10 protein-coding genes are annotated in these 17,772 nt (G+C 62.6%); 4 read left to right on the forward strand and 6 right to left on the reverse strand.

Going from position 1 to position 17,772, the window contains the following annotated elements; translation table 11 throughout:
• The first annotated feature begins 230 nt into the window (after positions 1-230).
• Together codB and codA are read left to right on the forward strand one after the other, a co-directional pair.
• The gene (gene codB / locus LVD08_RS12780) at positions 231-1,502 is read left to right on the forward strand and encodes a cytosine permease (protein ID WP_247268303.1); all 1,272 of its coding nucleotides are present in this window, start codon (positions 231-233) and stop codon (positions 1,500-1,502) included.
• Positions 1,503-1,516: 14 nt separating this feature from the next.
• The gene (gene codA, locus LVD08_RS12785; RefSeq protein ID WP_247268304.1) at positions 1,517-2,764 is read left to right on the forward strand and encodes a cytosine deaminase; all 1,248 of its coding nucleotides are present in this window, start codon (positions 1,517-1,519) and stop codon (positions 2,762-2,764) included.
• A 128-nt stretch (positions 2,765-2,892) separates the two neighbouring features.
• On the opposite strand, the gene LVD08_RS12790 is transcribed toward codA, so the two are convergent.
• Positions 2,893-3,876, reverse strand: coding sequence for a diaminopimelate epimerase (locus LVD08_RS12790; RefSeq protein WP_247268305.1), 984 nt, complete (start codon positions 3,874-3,876; stop codon positions 2,893-2,895).
• 374 nt (positions 3,877-4,250) lie between these two features.
• Between LVD08_RS12790 and LVD08_RS12795 the strand changes: the two genes are divergently transcribed.
• The gene (locus LVD08_RS12795) at positions 4,251-5,402 is read left to right on the forward strand and encodes an MFS transporter (RefSeq protein ID WP_247268306.1); all 1,152 of its coding nucleotides are present in this window, start codon (positions 4,251-4,253) and stop codon (positions 5,400-5,402) included.
• 117 nt (positions 5,403-5,519) lie between these two features.
• Here LVD08_RS12795 and LVD08_RS12800 read toward each other — a convergent pair whose 3' ends face one another.
• From LVD08_RS12800 to LVD08_RS12810, 3 genes are all read right to left on the reverse strand, one after another.
• Positions 5,520-7,943, reverse strand: a complete 2,424-nt coding sequence (locus LVD08_RS12800) for a TonB-dependent siderophore receptor (RefSeq protein WP_247268307.1) — start codon at positions 7,941-7,943, stop codon at positions 5,520-5,522.
• A 98-nt stretch (positions 7,944-8,041) separates the two neighbouring features.
• Positions 8,042-9,025 carry a FecR family protein gene (locus tag LVD08_RS12805; RefSeq protein ID WP_247268308.1) on the reverse strand — a complete coding sequence of 328 codons (984 nt, stop codon included), beginning with the start codon at positions 9,023-9,025 and terminating at the stop codon, positions 8,042-8,044.
• A gap of 37 nt (positions 9,026-9,062) precedes the next feature.
• Positions 9,063-9,563, reverse strand: a complete 501-nt coding sequence (locus LVD08_RS12810; RefSeq protein WP_003223490.1) for a sigma-70 family RNA polymerase sigma factor — start codon at positions 9,561-9,563, stop codon at positions 9,063-9,065.
• Positions 9,564-9,779: 216 nt separating this feature from the next.
• Here LVD08_RS12810 and nhaA point away from each other — a divergent pair, with 216 nt between their 5' ends.
• Complete coding sequence (gene nhaA, locus LVD08_RS12815) at positions 9,780-10,982, forward strand: Na+/H+ antiporter NhaA (RefSeq protein WP_247268309.1); 1,203 nt, start codon at positions 9,780-9,782, stop codon at positions 10,980-10,982.
• 138 nt (positions 10,983-11,120) lie between these two features.
• Here the strand turns inward: nhaA and LVD08_RS12820 are convergent, their stop codons facing one another.
• Together LVD08_RS12820 and LVD08_RS12825 are read right to left on the reverse strand one after the other, a co-directional pair.
• Positions 11,121-15,590 (reverse strand): hemagglutinin repeat-containing protein, encoded by a 4,470-nt coding sequence (locus tag LVD08_RS12820; RefSeq protein ID WP_247268310.1) that lies wholly within the window; start codon positions 15,588-15,590, stop codon positions 11,121-11,123.
• A 113-nt stretch (positions 15,591-15,703) separates the two neighbouring features.
• Positions 15,704-17,431, reverse strand: coding sequence for a ShlB/FhaC/HecB family hemolysin secretion/activation protein (locus LVD08_RS12825; RefSeq protein ID WP_247268311.1), 1,728 nt, complete (start codon positions 17,429-17,431; stop codon positions 15,704-15,706).
• Positions 17,432-17,772: the final 341 nt, after the last annotated feature.

Here is a 17,772-nt window from a genome sequence, read left to right on the forward strand (position 1 = left end):
AAAGGGGGCGGGGGCGCTTCCCCGGCAACGGCCCCCCACCAACCCCCCCCCGAATGCCCCCCCCCCGCGCTCCCGGGACCAACCCCCCTCCCACATTGGGCCTGTGTGCGTTCTGGTGCACTGCTTTCGCGCCGAAATCCCTGACTCGGCTATACATAATCCGCATAACGGTATTTGGCACGACCACTGCAACTTGCTTCGCGTCTCCCCAATCCAGCAAGGAACGCCCCATGACGCAGAACGATCCCGGCAACGATTACCCGCTCAGCGAAGTCCCGATGCACGCGCGAAAAGGTCTGGCCTCGACCGCCATGGTGCTGCTGGGTTTCACCTTCTTCACCGCAACCATGTTTGCCGGCGGCAAGCTTGGGGTCGCCTTCAGTTTTGGCGAGATGATGGCGGTGATCATCGTCGGTAACCTGCTGCTCGGGCTGTATGCGGCGGGGCTGGGTTATATCGCTTTCAAGAGCGGGCTTAATTCGGTACTGATGGGGCGGTTCTGTTTTGGTGAAGTCGGCAGCAAGCTCAGTGACCTGATCCTCGGTTTCACCCAGATCGGCTGGTACGCCTGGGGCACTGCGACCGCCGCCGTGGTGCTCGGCAAATACTTCGATCTGGGGCAAGGCACAGTGCTCGGCTTGATGGTGCTGTTCGGCCTGGTGTTCTGCGCCACGGCGTATATCGGTTATCGCGGCCTGGAGATCCTGTCGTACATCGCGGTGCCGGCGATGATGTTGCTGTTGATGCTGTCGATGTGGGTCGCGACGGTAAAAGTCGGTGGCCTCGATGGTTTGCTCAGCGTGGTGCCGACGGGTTCGCTGGACTGGTCGACCGCGATCACGCTGGTGTTCGGCACCTTCGTCAGCGGCGCGACCCAGGCGACCAACTGGACCCGCTTCTCGCGCTCGGCACGGGTTGCCGTGCTGGCGAGCCTGATCGGATTTTTCATCGGCAATGGCTTGATGGTGTTGATCGGTGCCTACGGCGCGATCGTCTATCAGCAGCCCGACGTGGTTGAAGTGTTGCTGCTGCAAGGTTTCGCCATGGCCGCAATGGCCATGCTGCTACTGAATATCTGGAGCACCCAGGACAACACCATCTACAACTTTGCCGTCGCCGGCTGCAACCTGCTGCGCACCGGCCGACGCAAAACCGTGACCCTGGCCGGCGCGGTGATCGGCACCCTGCTCGCCCTGCTGGGCATGTACGACATGCTGGTGCCGTACCTGATTTTGCTGGGCACGGTGATTCCGCCGATTGGCGGGGTGATCATGGCCGACTTTTTCTTTCGCTGGCGCGGGCGCTATCCGCGTCTGGCCGACGCACGGCTGCCGGCGTTCAACTGGCCGGGACTGGGGGCTTACGCGGTCGGTACGCTCGCTGCGTTCCACTCGCCGTGGGTCGCGCCGCTGGTAGGGATTGCCGCCGCCGCGCTAACGTATGTCATCGTCACCGGCCTGCTCGGCGCCCGCCGCGCCAGTGCGCCACTACCAGACCTATAAGAAGGATTCGCCTGATGCACATCATCAACGCCCGGCTGCGCAACCAGGAAGGTTTGCACGAATTGCACCTGGAAGACGGCCTGATCCGCAGCATCGGTCGCCAGACCGAAGCCCCGAGCCTCAATCCCGGCGACCTCGACGCCGGCGGCAATCTGGTGGTGCCGCCCTTCGTCGAGCCGCACATCCACCTCGACGCCACGCTGACCGCTGGCGAGCCGCGCTGGAACATGAGCGGCACGCTGTTCGAGGGCATCGAGTGCTGGGGTGAGCGCAAAGTCACCATCACCGAAGAAGACACCAAGACCCGCGCGAAAAAGACCATCCAGGCCCTGGCCGCACACGGCATCCAGCACGTGCGCACCCACGTCGACGTCACCGATCCGCAACTCACCGCGCTCAAGGCGATGCTCGAAGTCCGCGAAGAATCCCGGCACCTGATCGATCTGCAAATCGTCGCGTTCCCACAGGAAGGCATCGAGTCGTACCGCAACGGTCGCGAGCTGATGGAAGAAGCGATTCGCATGGGCGCCGATGTGGTCGGCGGCATTCCGCATTTCGAGTACACCCGTGATCAGGGCGTCAGTTCGGTGAAGTTTCTGATGGATCTGGCCGAGCGCACCGGGTGCCTGGTCGATGTGCATTGCGACGAGACCGACGACCCGCACTCGCGCTTTCTCGAAGTGCTCGCCGAAGAGGCGCGCAGCCGCGACATGGGCGCGCGGGTCACCGCCAGCCACACCACGGCAATGGGTTCTTACGACAACGCTTACTGCGCCAAACTGTTCCGCCTGCTCGGGCATTCCGGGATCAGTTTCGTCTCGTGCCCGACCGAAAGCATTCACCTGCAGGGGCGCTTCGACAACTTCCCGAAACGCCGTGGCGTGACGCGCGTGAATGAATTGCTTGAGGCCGGGATGAACGTGTGTTTTGGCCAGGATTCGATCGTCGATCCTTGGTATCCGCTAGGCAACGGCAACATTCTGCGGGTGCTGGAAGCCGGGCTGCACATCTGCCACATGCTCGGTTACCGCAACCTGCAGAACGCGCTGGACCTGGTCACCGACAACAGCGCCAAGGCCATGCACTTGGGCGAGCGTTATGGCCTGGAACAGGGGCGTCCGGCGAACTTGCTGATTCTGTCGGCGGACAGCGATTACGAGGTTATTCGCAGCCAAGGCTTGCCGTTGTATTCGATTCGCGGCGGCAAGGTGTTGATGCAGCGGAAGATGCCCTTGGTGGAGTTCAACAGCGGACAGATCTGAAATGGTTGTCAGGCTGATGGCCTCTTCGCTGGCAAGCCAGCTCCCACAGTATTCAGCAGTGAACGCGTGATTTGTGCTCACCACATAACCCTGTGGGAGCTGGCTTGCCAGCGAAGGCGATTGCCGCTTCAGTCGATCAATCGAGCCGTACCAAACAGCCTGACCCGCACCAATTCGCCCTGCTTTTCTTCGAGCAACACCGGCGCCGTCCCGCCCGGCATGACGACGTGCACTTCGCCGCTCGCCACCCAACCCACCGCCCATGCTGCGCAGGCCACCGCACTGGCGCTGGTACCGGAAGACGCCGTCGGCCCTTCGCCACGCTCGAATACTCGGGCGACGATGCGCTGCGCTGACTCAAGCGCGGCCCATTGCAGATTGATGCCCGCCGGGCATGGCTGGCCGGCGCCGGTCGGCATCGCGTAGGCGATTCGGGTCAGGCCTTCGGCCCAGGGCGATTCGCGCATTTGCGGGTTGCTCGGCAGCTCGGCGACGTCGGTGAGCAAGGTCACGCAATGCGGGTTGCCGATGCGCACGAACTGGCTGTGCTGCCACGCGGGATCGAGCTGTGCCAAGGGTTTTACATGGCTCACTTCATGACCATTGAATTCGCGGTTTTCAACATTCCGGGCGGTCACCGCTGAAGGCCCGAAGCCCGGTTGACCGAGGTCCAGCCAGAAGCCGTTCACGCCTTCAACTGTGGCCGTTTTCACCGAAGTTTCCACAGCGTCGCCCCCCTTGTCGTGATGCACTCGCAGCGACGCCCCTTCCGTCGGCATCAGCCCCTGCTCCAGCAACGACTGGGAAAAAATCGTCAGGCCATTGCCGCTGCGCTCGGCCAAGGTTCCGTCGGTATTGACGATCAGCACGTCGAACGGCGGCACTGCCTGGAACGGGCCGATCAGCAGACCGTCGCTGCGGTGCGATTTACTCCCCGCCGGACGCTGGCCCTCGGGCCAGTCGCAGCACAGCGCAATGGCTGCCTGACTCCATGCCTGTGTCGACAAGGCACACTGCGCGGCACCGACAGGCAAATCGATCCCCGCCTCACGAAGTGCCTGAGGCGAAACCACCCCGTAGATATTGCCCCGTGCATCGTAAAACTGCGTCATCACTAGCCTCACTCACCTAGTCGAAGCACCTACTGTAAACCGCGATCCCCTGTAGGAGTGAGCCTGCTCGCGATAGCGGGGTGTCAGGCGCCCTGTTCATTGCCGGAGCCACCGCCTTCGCGAGCAAGCCCGCTCCCACATTAAATGGCGGGCGCTCACAAATCTGCTGTCATGCGCAGATCACTGTGGGAGCGGGCTTGCTCGCGAATGCGGTGTGTCAGTCACTATATTCTTTGGCTGACACAACACTATCGCGAGCAGACTCATCCCTACAGGTTAGGATGTCGGCTGCACCGCCCCCGAGACCGGCGATCGAACCTCGACGCGCTATCACTGTCATTCGGGGGACGCGACGTTTTTTGCCAAGGATCGATATGACCAGCCTCAACCCCCAAGACACCTTCGTCCCCGGACGCCTGCAACAGATGTCGACGCGCATCGCTTTTTTCATCGCCGGCCTCGGCATTGCCGCGTGGGCACCGCTGGTGCCGTACGCCAAGGCCCGCGCCGGACTCGATGAGGGTACGTTGGGCCTTCTGCTGCTGTGCCTGGGGGTCGGCTCGATTCTGGCGATGCCCTTGGCGGGGATTCTCGCCACGCGCTTCGGCTGCCGCAAAGTGGCAACCGGCGGCACCCTGCTGATTTGCGCGGCGCTGCCGTTGCTGGCGACGGTGTCGTCGATACCGGCGCTGATCGCCACGCTGTTCATGTTCGGCGCCGGGTTGGGCACGGTGGATTCGACCGTCAACCTGCAAGCGGTGATCGTCGAACGGGCCAGCGGCAAGCACATGATGTCGGGGTTTCATGGCCTGTTCAGCCTCGGCGGGATTGTCGGCGCGGCCGGTGTCAGCGCCCTCCTCGGTCTCGGACTGACGCCACTGGCGGCGATGCTGGTGGTGGTGGCGGTGTTGATCGGTGCGCTGGTCAAAGCGGTGCCGCACATGCTGCCGTACGGCAGTGAAAGCTCGGGCCCGGCATTCGCTATTCCCCACGGCATCGTGCTGTTCATCGGCGGGATGTGTTTCATCGTGTTCCTCACCGAAGGCGCGGCGCTGGACTGGAGCGCGGTGTTCCTCGCACAGGAACGCGGGATCGACACGGCGTATGCGGGCTTGGGTTACGCCGCATTTGCCCTGACCATGACGGCGGGACGCTTGCTGGGTGACCGGATCGTGCGCAGTGTCGGGGCCACGCGGATCATTCTGTTTGGCGGGCTGTTGGCAGCGGCAGGCCTGTTTCTGGCGACCTTCGCCCCGAGCTGGGAAGCGGCGCTGCTGGGTTATGCGCTGGTCGGCGCCGGCTGTTCGAACATCGTGCCGGTGCTGTACACGGCGGTGGGCAAGCAGACGGTGATGCCGGAAAGCATCGCGGTGCCGGCAATCACCACGCTGGGTTACGCAGGGATTCTGGCGGGGCCGGCGGTGATCGGTTTTGTCGCGCATGCCAGCAGTTTGAGTTTTGCTTTCGGGTTGATGGCGGTGCTGTTGGTAGCCGTGGCGATCGGCGGCAAAGTCCTCAAGGTCTGAACACCGTCATTGTGGCGAGGGAGCTTGCTCCCGCCGGGTTGCGAAGCGACCCCAAAAAATCGGGCCTGCTGCGCAGTCCAGCGGGAGCAAGCTCCCTCGCCACAGGGTCAGGCGTCATTAGAAACCGACGCTGGCCTGCACAAAGAACGTGCGCGGTGCGCCCACATACATCCCCGAATTGTTGTCGCTGGAGCGGGTGAAATACTGCTTGTCGAAGACGTTTTTCACCCCGGCGCCGAGCTTCAGGTTCGACACCTGCGGCCCGAAGTCATACCCGCCGCGCACGTTCCAGGTCACATAACCCGGGATGTCGCCGTACTGCCCATCGGCCGTGCCTTCGGTGATGTAGTTGCCGTTGAAGCTGCCATCAGCGTTGACCCCGGTACCCGGCGAGCGCTGTTTCGATTGGGCGAAACCGTCGATGTTGTAGGTCCAGCGATTGACGTCGTAACGCAAGCCTACGGTCGCCACCTGCCGCGAATAGAACGGCAGATCACGGCCCTTGAAGCCCGGAATCTCGCCTTCGTAAGTCGCACGGGTGTAGGTGAAACCGGCGTTGGCGGTCAGACCGTCGAGACGCGGATCGAGCGCCGCCATGTCGTAATGCACCGAGGCTTCGATGCCCTGGTGCTTGGTCGCGCCGAGGTTGGTCCAGCCTACATCGTTGCTGATGTATTGCAGTTCGTCATCGAAGTCGATGTAGAACAGCGTCACTTCCCCGCCCCACACGTCATCGTTGTAGCGCGTACCGATCTCGTAGGTCTTGGCCTTTTCCGGCTCCAGGCCGTTGGCGGTCTGGTCACCCGAACCGCCCTGGCCAAGCTGGAAATACTGCAGGCTGCCGAACGAGGTTTCGTAGTTGGCGAACAGTTTCCACGCGTCCGACAGGTGATACATCACGCTCAGCGCTGGCAGCGGTTCGTTGCTTTCGATGCTGCGGTTTTTCTCCGGCACGCGTTTGCCTGCGGTGTCGAGCACGGCGCGGTCATGCCAGTCGGTGCTGATGTGTTCGAAGCGAATGCCCGGGGTGATGGTCCAGTTGCCGACGTCGATCTTGTTGTCGACATACACCGAGTTGGCCTCGGTGCCGCCGGTGCGGTCCTGGAACACATGGCCGTCGGACGTCGGGGTGACCACCGGCTGATTGTTGACCAGCGCCAGACGGCTCGACTGCTCGTGCATCGCCTCTTTCAGGTAGCGATAACCGACGCTGACTTCCTGCGTGGTCGGGCCGACGTCAAACACCCGCGACACACGCGGTTCGACACCGAGGGTGTAGTAGGAACGCGGGTACGAGCTGAGGGTTTTCTGGTCACGGGCGGCGATGGTGCTGCCGCGAAAGCTGTCGGTGTAGTAGGTGAGGATTTCTGCCTGGGTGCGCTCGTCGATCTGCCGGATCCACTTGAACGACACGTCTTTGCGCCGACCGCTGAAGTTGTCGTAATCGCGCACCGAATCATACGGTTTGTCGTCGTACTGCTTCTGCGTCAGGCCGCCGGGCATGTCGGCGCTGGCGTCGTAGTAATGAAAGTTGAGGCTGAAATCGTCCTGATCGGTCGGCGCCCAATGGGTCTTGAGCAGCACGTCGTCGATGTCGTTGTCGTTGTTGCGCTCGCGGTAACCGTTGCCGTTGACCCCGGAATACAACAGCGCCACGCCCATGCCGTTGTCGGCAGTGCCGCCGAGGAACGCCGTGTCGATGTGCTTCCAGCCGCCGTAACGGGTGGTCTCCAGGGTGGTGCCGATTTCCCCGGTGGCTTTTTCCGGAATGGCGCGGGTGACGAAGTTGATCACCCCGCCGACGTTTTGCGGGCCGTAACGCACGGAACCGGCACCGCGTACCACGTCGATACTGTCGAGGTTGCCCGAGGAGATCGGCGCCATCGACAGCTGCGGCTGGCCGTACGGCGCGAACGCGGCCGGCACGCCGTCGATCAGCACCGTGGAGCGTGGCGAGAGGCGCGAAGTCAGGCCACGCACGCCGACGTTCAGCGCGATGTCGCTGCCGCCGGTGCCGTTGGAGTCCTGCACCTGTACGCCCGGCACACGCTTGAGCACATCACTGACGTTCATCGCGCCCTGCTCGACCATGGCTTCGCGGCGGATCACCGTGCGTGCGCCCGGGTGGTTCTGCACCACGGCGGCGTCAGCGTCACCGAGCCAGTCGCCGACCACTTTGATGTCGGTCACGCCCAGTTCCAGCGGGCCGTTGCTGGCGGCGGTCGCGACTGGAGCCAAAGTCACCGAGCCTTCGTTGATCTGATAGTCGAGGCCGCTGCCCTGAAGCAATTGGCGCAACGCCTGCTCGGGGGAAAGATTGCCGTCAACCGCCGGCGCCTGTTTGCCGGCGACCAGATCCGGGCTGAAAAACACCTGCAACGACGTTTGCTGGCCCAGTTCGCTCAGGGCCTGACCCAGCGGCTGGGCGCGGATGTGAATGGCCTCGGCGGCATACGCCAGTGGCATCGCAACGTTGACTGCCAGCGCGAGGGCCAGCGGTAACCAGGGGGATTTTTTGTTGTTGGCTGAGGTGTTTTTCACGTCGAACGTAGTCCTGTGGAGCGCAAGAGTGTGCGTCTGTTAATGCAAACCAGTTGCAGTTGAACAGGAAGACGATGAACTCGAAAAAAACCTGAATGTTATTTTGAAATTATTTCCTGACTGCCATCGGCCAGGGTGCGGACGGCCACCGGCAGGATGTTTGGCAGGGCCTTGAGCAAGGCGTCGGTGTTGTCGGATTTGAACACGCTGGTCAGGCGCAGACTGGCCACGGCCGGGTTGCTGACCGTCAGTGGCTTGTCGCGATAACGCGAAACTTCCGCTGCCACTTCGCCGAGGCTGGCGTTGTTGAACACCAGTTTGCCGCTGCGCCACGCCGTCAGTTCGGCGGGGTTGACCGCATATGCGGCGGCGACGCGACCCTCGGCATCGACGTGGGTACCGAGACCTGCCGTCAAGTTGATGAACTCGTTGTCCGGCGCATTGCGCCCCTGCACCTTGACCGTGCCCTGCTCCACCGCGACCCGGGTTTGCGTGACATCGCGGCGCACATCGAAACGCGTGCCGGTGACCGTGACCTTGCCACTACCGGCCTCGACCACGAACGGCCGCGCCGTGTCGTGCTGAACGCTGAACAGCGCCTCGCCTTCACTCAATTCGATGAGCCGCCGTTCCTTCTCAAAACGCACCTGCAGGCGGCTGCGGCTGTTCAGGTCGATCACAGACCCGTCCGGCAGCGCCACGTGCTTGCGCTCACCCAGCGCCGTCGCGAACTCGGCGCTGTAGCCGTCGGGGAGATTCAGACCGCTGAACAGACCGAGGCCGAGCGCCACCGCCAGCACACTGGCCGCCACGGCATAGCGCAGCAGCGGGCGACGTTCGCGACGGGCCGGCGGGGTTTCGACGAGGGCCTTGAGACGTGGCGCCGGCAGCAGATCGGCGGCCGTCCACAAGCCTTGCAGCAACTGGAATTCGTCACGATGCTGCGGATGCTGATTCAGCCAGACGTCGAAGCGCTGCTGTTCGTCGGCACTGATCAGCGGTTCCTGCAAACGCACAAACCAGCGTGCCGCTTCATCGCGCACCGTTGTTTGCCCGCACGCGCAATCACGGGTATCCATCATGGAATGTCCTGTCGGGCTGGGGATGAAAAGCGGGCTCTCATGACTGCATGCCGTCGAGACGATCGCGCAAGTGGCGCAGGGTGCGGATCATATACTTTTCGACCATGTTCCTCGACAGCCCCAGGCGTTCGGCGATTTCCGCCTGGGTCAGCCCTTCGATCTTCTGCCAGACGAAAATCTTCCGGCAGTTGAGCGGCAGTTCCTGCAGCGCCCGTTCGATGGAGTCGGCCAACTGGATCGCCTGCATGTAATGCTCCGGGTCGCCGGTGGACGACACACTGTGATCGATCGCCTGCGACTCCATGGCTTCCCGTCGATCCTCACGCCGATAACCGTCGACCGCGATGTTGCGTGCGGTCTGGTGCAGATACGCGCGTGGCTGCTGCACCGCCGCCGAATCGGATTCGAGCACCCGCACAAAGGTGTCGTGCGCCAGATCCTCGGCCTGCGCGCGATTGCGCAGACGCCGAGTCCAGGTGCCGATCAACTCTTCGTAATGCTCGAAAAAGCCGGGTCTGCGGGGCAGCATGGGGTTCATGACAGCGTGCTGGGGGGAAAGAGGTGTGAATAGTAATGCTTCCTATTAAGCCCGGCAATTCATTCCTTGGAAACGCTCGATTCAAGGGCAATCGTCAGTAAAACCGCGCCTTCCCCCACCTATTGTGTAAAATGCCGCCCGGGTGCCACCGCAACAACGCGGCAGGGCAGGTTTAATTCAGCGCAGGTCGGGCCGCCGCGCGGAGTTGCTGTGCCTATGAGCCACGATCCGTCACGCCTGCAGGCTGCCCGTCAGGAGTCGCCTTCTGCCCTGGCCTTTCTCTCGCGATTTTTCGCCGCCGAGTCCGCCGGTGGCCTGATTCTGATGGCCGCTGCCCTGGCCGCGCTGCTGGTCGCCAACTCGCCTTGGGCGGCCACGTATTTCTCGACCTTGCACATCAAGATCGCCGGTCTGTCGATCGAGCATTGGGTGAATGATGGCCTGATGGCGATCTTCTTCATGCTGGTGGGCCTGGAGATCAAGCGCGAAATGCTCGCCGGACAGTTGTCGACCTGGGGTCAGCGCGCGCTGCCGGGCTTCGCCGCGCTGGGCGGGATGCTGGTGCCAGCGCTGATCTACGTCGCGATCAACTGGGGTAATCCGCAGACCCTGAGCGGTTGGGCGATCCCCGCCGCCACCGACATTGCTTTCGCCCTGGGCGTGCTGTCGCTGCTGGGCAAACGGGTGCCCGTGTCGCTGAAAATCTTCCTCTCGGCGCTGGCCATCCTCGATGACCTGGGCGCAGTGGTGATCATCGCGATTTTCTACACCAGCGGCCTGTCGGTGAGCATGCTGCTGGCCTCGTTGGCAGTGATTGCACTGCTGGTGATCCTCAACCGCTGCGGTGTCAGAAAGCTTTGGCCATACCTGATCGCCGGCGCCTTCCTGTGGTTCTTCATGCTGCAATCGGGGATCCACGCGACCCTCGCCGGGGTGATTCTGGCCCTGTGCATTCCGCTGGGAAATCCCGAAGACGAGCACAACTCGCCGCTGCTGTACCTCGAAGAAAAAATGCATCCGTGGGTGGCGTTCGCCGTGGTGCCGATTTTCGGCTTCGCCAACGCGGGTGTGTCGCTGACCGGCATTTCCCCGAGCAACCTGCTTGAGCCGGTGCCACTGGGCGTGGCGCTGGGGCTGTTGTTCGGCAAGCAGATCGGTATCCTCGGCCTCGGCGCCCTGGCGATTCGCAGTGGTCTGGCACAACTGCCGCAAGGCGCGAGCTGGCTGCAACTGTATGGCGTCGCCCTGCTTTGCGGGATCGGCTTCACCATGAGCCTGTTCATCGGCGCGCTGGCGTTCCCGGGCGCGCCGCATCTGGTCGACTCGGTGAAAGTTGGGGTGTTGCTGGGTTCGATCCTGTCCGCGCTGCTGGCGGTGGTCGTGCTGATGAGTGCGGGTAAGGCGAAGGCGTCGAGCTGACCGCCAGATCGGGTCGAGACAGAAAACCAATGTGGGAGCGGGCTTGCTCGCGAAGGCGTCAATTCAGTCAGCTATTTATCGACTGAATCATCGCCTTCGCGAGCAAGCCCCCTCCCACAGTTTTTACAGCGGTGCTGCTCAGCCTTTTTCGTCGATCCCGGCCTGTAGGGTCTGGCTGTCCAGATTCCCGCTCAGGGTCACCGGACCGACTTTCAGATTGCCGTTATCGAACGACACCTTCGGTGCGTTCTCCTCGGTTTTCTGCGGCAGGTCCAGTCCGGCTTTCACCCCGTAGTCACGGTTGACCAGATCGCTGCCAACGACCTTCGAAGCGCCCAGATCGACCTTGCCGTCCGTCGACGAAATCCGTGCGCCAGTCAGCTGCGTTGCGCCGCCCACCGCAAGATTCACGCCCTGATTGCCACTGATGCCAGACGCCTGCGCCACGCTGTCCTTGTGCGCGTATTCGCCCTGCGCTTTCAACGTTGGTTTGTAGTCAGTGCCGGCGAGTTTTTCCTTGTCGCTCGGTGGGTTCTTCTTCGCCGTCAGGCCCAGATCGACATCGACGTTGGCTTGGGTCGTCGAGTCCTGGCGGCTTTCGACAGTCAGATCACCGACGACCTTGCCACTGACATTTTTCGCGTCGATCCGCGCGCCCGACAGCTGCGCATCCCCCGCGCTGTTGAGCACCACGCTGTCAGCCTTGATCTGGCTGTTCTGCTGGGTGGTGCCTTGCAGATAATCGACGCCAACCTTCGCTCCGGCGTTGAAGCCGTGGTCACTGCTGGCCTTTTCATCGGCTGCGGTCGGGGTCTTGCTGCTCAGGTTGCCGCCGGCATTCAGCGCGACATTCCAGTTGTTGCGACTCTCGGTGGACTGCGCCGATTCCTGAACCAAACCGCCCTTCTGCGCATCGACGCTGACGTTCGGCGCGCTGACTTGCGTGCCTTGCAGGTGCACCGCGTCACCGCTCAAGGCGACGTTGCTCTGGCTGTTGAGCTGGCCACCGGTCAGGGTTTGCGAGTTTTCGTTGATGCGGCCGATGTTGAAGTTGCCGCTCAGGTTGCCGCCCTGATCGCGACTCTTCTCGCTGCTGGATTTGCTGCCGCCGCCCTTCAAACCGCCGCCGAGATTGCTGCCAGTCGCGGTGTGCGTATCAACGGCCGCTTGCAGATCAAGCTTGCCATCAGCGTGCAGATCGATAGCGCCGGCGCTGTCGATCTTCGTGCCTTGCTGAACCTGATTGCCGCCGCTGCTCAGTTGCACCGGACCGTTGCCGCTGATGCTCGCCACGTGAGCCTGAGTGTCAGAGGTCTGTTTGCCGGTGTGGTCAAGCTGGAAGCCAGCGCCGAGGTCGACGTTGGTGCCGTCGGTGCCCGGCAAGGTGCCGACCGTCAGCGAGCCGTTGCCGCGCAGGCTGGAGTCGCTGCTGCTCTGACGGTCGTTTGCCTGATTCAGCGCCAGATCGCCGCCAGTCTTGATGTTCACTCCGCCCTGCCCGCCGTCGAAACGGCTGCCGGCGAACTGCGCGTCACCGCCCACCTTGATGTTCACGCCTTGGCTGCCGGCAAAACCGCCGACCACCGCGGTGCTGCTGTCCTTGCTGCTGTAGCTGTTGCCACCCGCGCCGCTGCCGGCGACGTTCACGTCCTCGCCGGTCTTGGTGTAGACGCGCACGTCGACCTTGGCGTCCACCGAGTTATCGGTGCTGCTGTGAGTGTTGCTCGCGGCATCGGCAACCAGTTTGTCAGCGCTGATGTTGACCTTGCCGTTGCTCGCGCTGTACTGGGTGCCCTGGTCGTGCAGGGTGCCGGCGGTTTTCACGTCGACACTGCCGCCGTCGAAACGGCTGACCACAGCGTTGCTGCTCTGCTCGGTCTTGTCGGCGCTGCCGTGACCGATCGCCACGTCGAGGCCGACGTTCGGCTGGCCGAGATTGCTCAGGGCTTCCTTGTCCGGCACCTTGCCGTTGAGCACATCCTTGACCGCACCGGCAATCGGGCGGGCGATGTCCTTGTACTCGACGTTGGCGCCGATGTCCGCCGACCAGTTGCTCTGGTTGTGAGTGCTGCTTTCGTTGTTGCTGGCGGCGCGGTTGTCGATCTCGTTGGCCGCGACATTCAGACCGTTGCCAGCCTTGACCTGCGCACCTTCGGTCAGCAGCTTGTCGGCATTGATGTTCAGGCTGCCGCTGCTTTGCACGTGGGTGGTTTGCGCGGTGGTTTTGCTGCTGCTGTCTTGCGTGGTGCTGTGGGCAAAATCGACGCCACTGCCGGCACGGTCGAGGCCGCCGGTGTAGTAGAAACCGCCGCCGGTGCTAGAGGTGTCGGATGAGGTTTTGTGGCTGTCCTGTTCGGCCAGCAACGACACACTCTTGCCGCTCAGCGTAGTGTCGCCAGCAGTGGATTTGACTTCACCGCCCTTGATCGTCAGATCGCCGCCGGCCTTCACCTGCACGCTACCGCCGCTGAGGCTCGAACCTTGCTGGTTGACGTCGTTACGGGTGACGGTCTGCTGCTTGTCTTCGTAGTGCACCCCGGCGCGGTATTGCTCCGGCGTTTGCTCTTTGGCGTAGGCATCGAAGCCACGGGTCTCGGTGGTCGAGCTGCTGTCGTGGGTGTTCTGCGTGGAATGCACGTTCACATCACCCGCTGCGTCCGCCGTCAGCACGCCACCAGCCTCGACCGTGGAGCCGGCCACTTCGATGTCCTTGGCGCTCTTGAGTTTGAGGTTGCTGTCGGAAACCAGCTCGCTGCGCACCGTGGTGCTGTCCCTGGCGTTCTGCCGCGACTCGTCCTTGGTGATGCCGAAGAACTTGCTGTCCTTGTCGTGGTTGTTGCTGTGCGAAGTGTCCTGCACACCGTCGATCACCAGCGAACCCTGATCGCTGATCACGCTGGCCTCGGTGCCGCCACGGACCTGGCTGCCGCTGATGCGCACGTCGTCAGCCTTGACGATCAGTTTGCCGGCCGCATTGATTTTGCTGCCCTGATGCCGGGTCTGGCCCTTATCGGCATCACCGGTCTTGCCGAAGAATCCGCCGCCAACCAGGTCGCCGGAGTAACTGTTGTTATTGCTGCGACTGGTGCGCGTGGCCGTGGTGACGTCCACTTGCTTGCCCGCCAGTTTCACATCGCCGGCGCTGTTCAGTTCGGCGCCTTCGGAACGCAACAACGCGGCGGTTTGCAGCGCGATATTGCCACCCTTCAACTGACTGCCGATGCTGCGCTGTTCTTCGCTGCTGTTGTTCCAGTCGGCCTTCCACAGATGCTTGCGATGGTTGCCCTGATCGGTCTGGGTGTGGCTTTCGGTGGCCGCACTCAGGCGCAGATCGCCGCTGCTCTGCACATCGAGATTTTTCGCCGCTTCGACCTTGGCCGCTTTGAGTTCGGTGTCTTTGCCGGAGGACAATTTGGCGTCACGGCTGGCGACGATCTGGCTGCCGTGCTGGCGAGTTTCACTGTCGGTCTGGGTGCGATCGTAGGTTTCCCAGGTGATGCCGATGGTGCTGTTGCTCCAGTTTTCGCGTTGTTCCTGGAGCTTGCGGCTTTCGACGCTGCTCAAGGTCAGGTTGCGCTTGGCATTGACGCTGACGTCGCGAGCACTGACATCGGTGGCGGCCAGTGACAGGTCGTTGCCGCTGTGCAGGCCGACATCACCCTGACTGCTGCGAATGCCGGCACGGGTCACTTCGAGGCTGTTAGGGACGGTTTCACCGCTGACACTCAGGTCGCCAGCCGAGCGGATCTGCACGCCGTCACGCCCGGCCACTTGCACCGCCCCCACACGCACGCCCGCGCCTCCGGCGGTGCTGACGATGTTGATGCGCCCGGCCTGCATCGCACCGAACAGGCTGGCGTCGATGCGTTGATCTTTGGTGTTGCCCGCCGGATCCACGGCTTTGACCTGACCGCTGGCGTAATCGACCTGATTGCGCCCGACCGTGAGGTTCAGTTGATCGCGGGCATCGATGCGGCCCTGGCTGTCGATACGCGGGGCGATCAGGTTGACCGAACCCTCGGCGTTGCGCAGGCCGCCACTCTGAATCTGCAACTGACCGCTGGCGTCGCGGGTGTTCAAGGCTTGCAGTTTGCCGTCGTTCAACTCCGGACGACCGACCAGCAGACTCGCGTTAGGCGTGTTGATGAAACTGCCGCCGTTCACCGAAATGCCGTTGGGGTTGGCCAGCACATAATCGGCGGCGCGGCCGAAGATTTCCTGAGCGCCGTTGATGGCCGAAGGGTTGCGGCTGATCACCTCGTTGAGGATCACGCTCGCCGCCTGGCCCTGCAGTTGCGGGTTGGCCGCCAGTTGCCCGGCGAGCTGTGACTGCCCGGCCTGCAAGGCGTTGTTCAGCACCAGACCCTGACGGTCGACGTTGTAGTCGAGGAACTGGTTGTGCGACAGGCCCGAGCCGTTGGGCGCGACGATATTGACGATGGGCACGCCGCCCTGCGTCTGCAATTGCGCAGTGCCGCCGGGGCCGGGAGCGACCACCACACCGCCGGCGATGGCGCTGGGCAGGTGCACGGCGAAGAACAGGCTGGCGATCGCCCAGCGCAGTTTGCCCCGAGGAGAAAGATGGAATGCAAAGGTGTGTGCTGGCATAAAAACGTCTCCATGTAAGTACGGCATCACGGCGCGCGATTTAGTCTTGGCCGTGGCTGTCGCGCTCAGATCCGACGGCTGTTTGTTCACTGCTTGATGAGTCTCGCTGGTGCTCATATCTGCAACCCCACGCGCATCAGCCAGGTCTCCGGCTCGTGCTGCAAACCGCTGGGGGTATTGAGGGCGCGTTGGTAATCGACGTCCACTTGCAGATTCTTCCAGCCCAGATTCAGCCCGACGCTGGCGCCGCTCAGGCGTTGGCCCTGAGCACCGTGATCGGCCTTGAGCCAGCCGTTGTCCAGGCCCACGCGCGGGGTGATCTGCACCGGCCAATCGCTACGCAGCGGCAGACGCAAGGTGTTGCGCCAGATCGCGCCGCTGGCCCCGGATGCGCTGCTGACCCGATAGCCGCGCACCGCCGAATCATCGGTGCCGAGCAACTGTTCTATGGCCGGTAACGGGTCGGGGCTGTATTGCAGATTGAGCTGGCTCTGCCACTGCCACGCTTGCGCGCCAAACTGGCCGTTGCGCCATTGGCTGAGGCCGGCGCGGTACTTGCGAAACTGCGCTTTGGGCAAATTGTTGACCGCATGATTGGCGTCGTCATCGGCGCCCAGCCAGCGCAGGCCTTGCGAATAGGTGAAGTCGAGGTTCCACACCGCACGGTCGAGCCAGAACAGATTGAGTCCGGCTTCGGCCACGGTCAGGGTCGGGCTTTGAATGCCCAGACGGACATTTTCCAGATAGCTGTCGACGTCCTTGTGTGCCAGTTGCAGGTTGGCGCTGAGCTGATGGCTCTGGTCGCGCCACAAAACGCGGTCGGCGCGCAGACTCAGTTGATCGGTGATGCCGGTGCTGTACAAGGTCGCGCTGGGCAGCTTGAACGGCGCGCGATATTCGGCATGGCTGGCGAACGCGCTGTAGGTCCAATAGCCGTAGGGAATCGCGTAATACAGGCTGGCGTTGCGACTGTAGCGGTCACCCTGATTCAACGTGTCACTGGCACTGAGGCTCAACAGATCGTTGAGTTGCAACGGGCTGTCGAAGCTCAGGCTGACGGTATCGCGGTCACGCCCGGTGCTGGCGCTGCCAAGGTTGTCCATGCCCAGGCCCAACGCCCAGCGCGACTGTCCGGAGGTACGCGAGCGCAGGATGATGCGCGAGGCACCCGGTTGGCTACCGGGGGCGATGTCGGCGGTCAGGTCGATCGAGCGCAAGCGGTTCAATTGATCCAGGCCCTGCTCCAGATCGCGCAGGTTCAGCGGCTGGCCGAGCATGTGCGGGAACGCGCTGCCCAACGAAACGGGCAGGCTCTGATCGGCCAGTTCGATGGACTCGATGTAGCCCTCGTCGATCATGATGTCCAGCGACTGCCCCGCCGCCGGCGCGCTCAGCAAGTACGGGCGACTGGCGATGTAGCCTTGCTCGACGTAGATCGCGGTGATGGTCGCCAGCAGATGGTTGATCTGGCCGACGCCCATGCACGCCGCCAGCAGCGGTTTGATCCGGGCGTTGAGCTTGTTGCTGTCGATCAGCGTGACGCCACCAATGCGCGTGCCGCTTAGCGGCCAGCAGCGTTCATCGGGGGTGACGGTCTGCGGGAGCACTGGGGTGGCGGGCGCAGGACCGAACGCACCGCGCTCCAGTTGGCGCTTGCGTTGTTCCATCTGCAGTTGTTGCAGATCGCGCTGTTGCTGTTGCTGCTGGCGCAGCACTTCCTGGCCCGGCGCAACAGGATCAGCCGCTTGAATCGAGGAGGCACACACACTCAACACAAAGGCCGACAACAGCGGGCAAAGCGTGGAACGACGACGGAAAACAGCGCAAAGCAAATACGGCACGCAACATCCTTGCAATCATAAAATGGCGTAATGCCACTTCATCAATACGAGTGATAGTCAGAGCCTTCCTACGCAAATGCAAGATGCTTCCTACAACGCTTACATTTCTTAAACATTTGATTTTGCTGCGTTCAACGCTACGCCGTCAGGGGTTCCCCGAGGGGTTTCACTGAGTTCTTGAAGATTTGGCCCGTATTACTGGCGCTGTCATTTAATCGAAACCGCTCCAAACCCCGAGGCCGGGTAAGCAACTGACGATTGGCACAAAAACATAATTGCCACAAAATATTACTTGCGTCATATTACAGCCGTAATAACAGCCCGTTTCCGCAGGTATTACG

Source organism: Pseudomonas sp. YL2, assembly GCF_023063025.1.
In the GTDB taxonomy this organism is placed as follows: Bacteria; Pseudomonadota; Gammaproteobacteria; order Pseudomonadales; family Pseudomonadaceae; genus Aquipseudomonas; species Aquipseudomonas putida_A.

Excerpts from the sequence above, each read along its gene's own strand:
- codB (WP_247268303.1), top strand. The coding sequence starts at position 231 with ATGACGCAGAACGATCCCGGCAACGATTACCCGCTCAGCGAAGTCCCG.
- codA (WP_247268304.1), top strand. The coding sequence starts at position 1,517 with ATGCACATCATCAACGCCCGGCTGCGCAACCAGGAAGGTTTGCACGAA.
- LVD08_RS12790 (WP_247268305.1), bottom strand. The coding sequence starts at position 3,876 with ATGACGCAGTTTTACGATGCACGGGGCAATATCTACGGGGTGGTTTCG.
- LVD08_RS12795 (WP_247268306.1), top strand. The coding sequence starts at position 4,251 with ATGACCAGCCTCAACCCCCAAGACACCTTCGTCCCCGGACGCCTGCAA.
- LVD08_RS12805 (WP_247268308.1), bottom strand. The coding sequence starts at position 9,025 with ATGATGGATACCCGTGATTGCGCGTGCGGGCAAACAACGGTGCGCGAT.
- LVD08_RS12810 (WP_003223490.1), bottom strand. The coding sequence starts at position 9,563 with ATGAACCCCATGCTGCCCCGCAGACCCGGCTTTTTCGAGCATTACGAA.
- nhaA (WP_247268309.1), top strand. The coding sequence starts at position 9,780 with ATGAGCCACGATCCGTCACGCCTGCAGGCTGCCCGTCAGGAGTCGCCT.
- LVD08_RS12820 (WP_247268310.1), bottom strand. The coding sequence starts at position 15,590 with ATGCCAGCACACACCTTTGCATTCCATCTTTCTCCTCGGGGCAAACTG.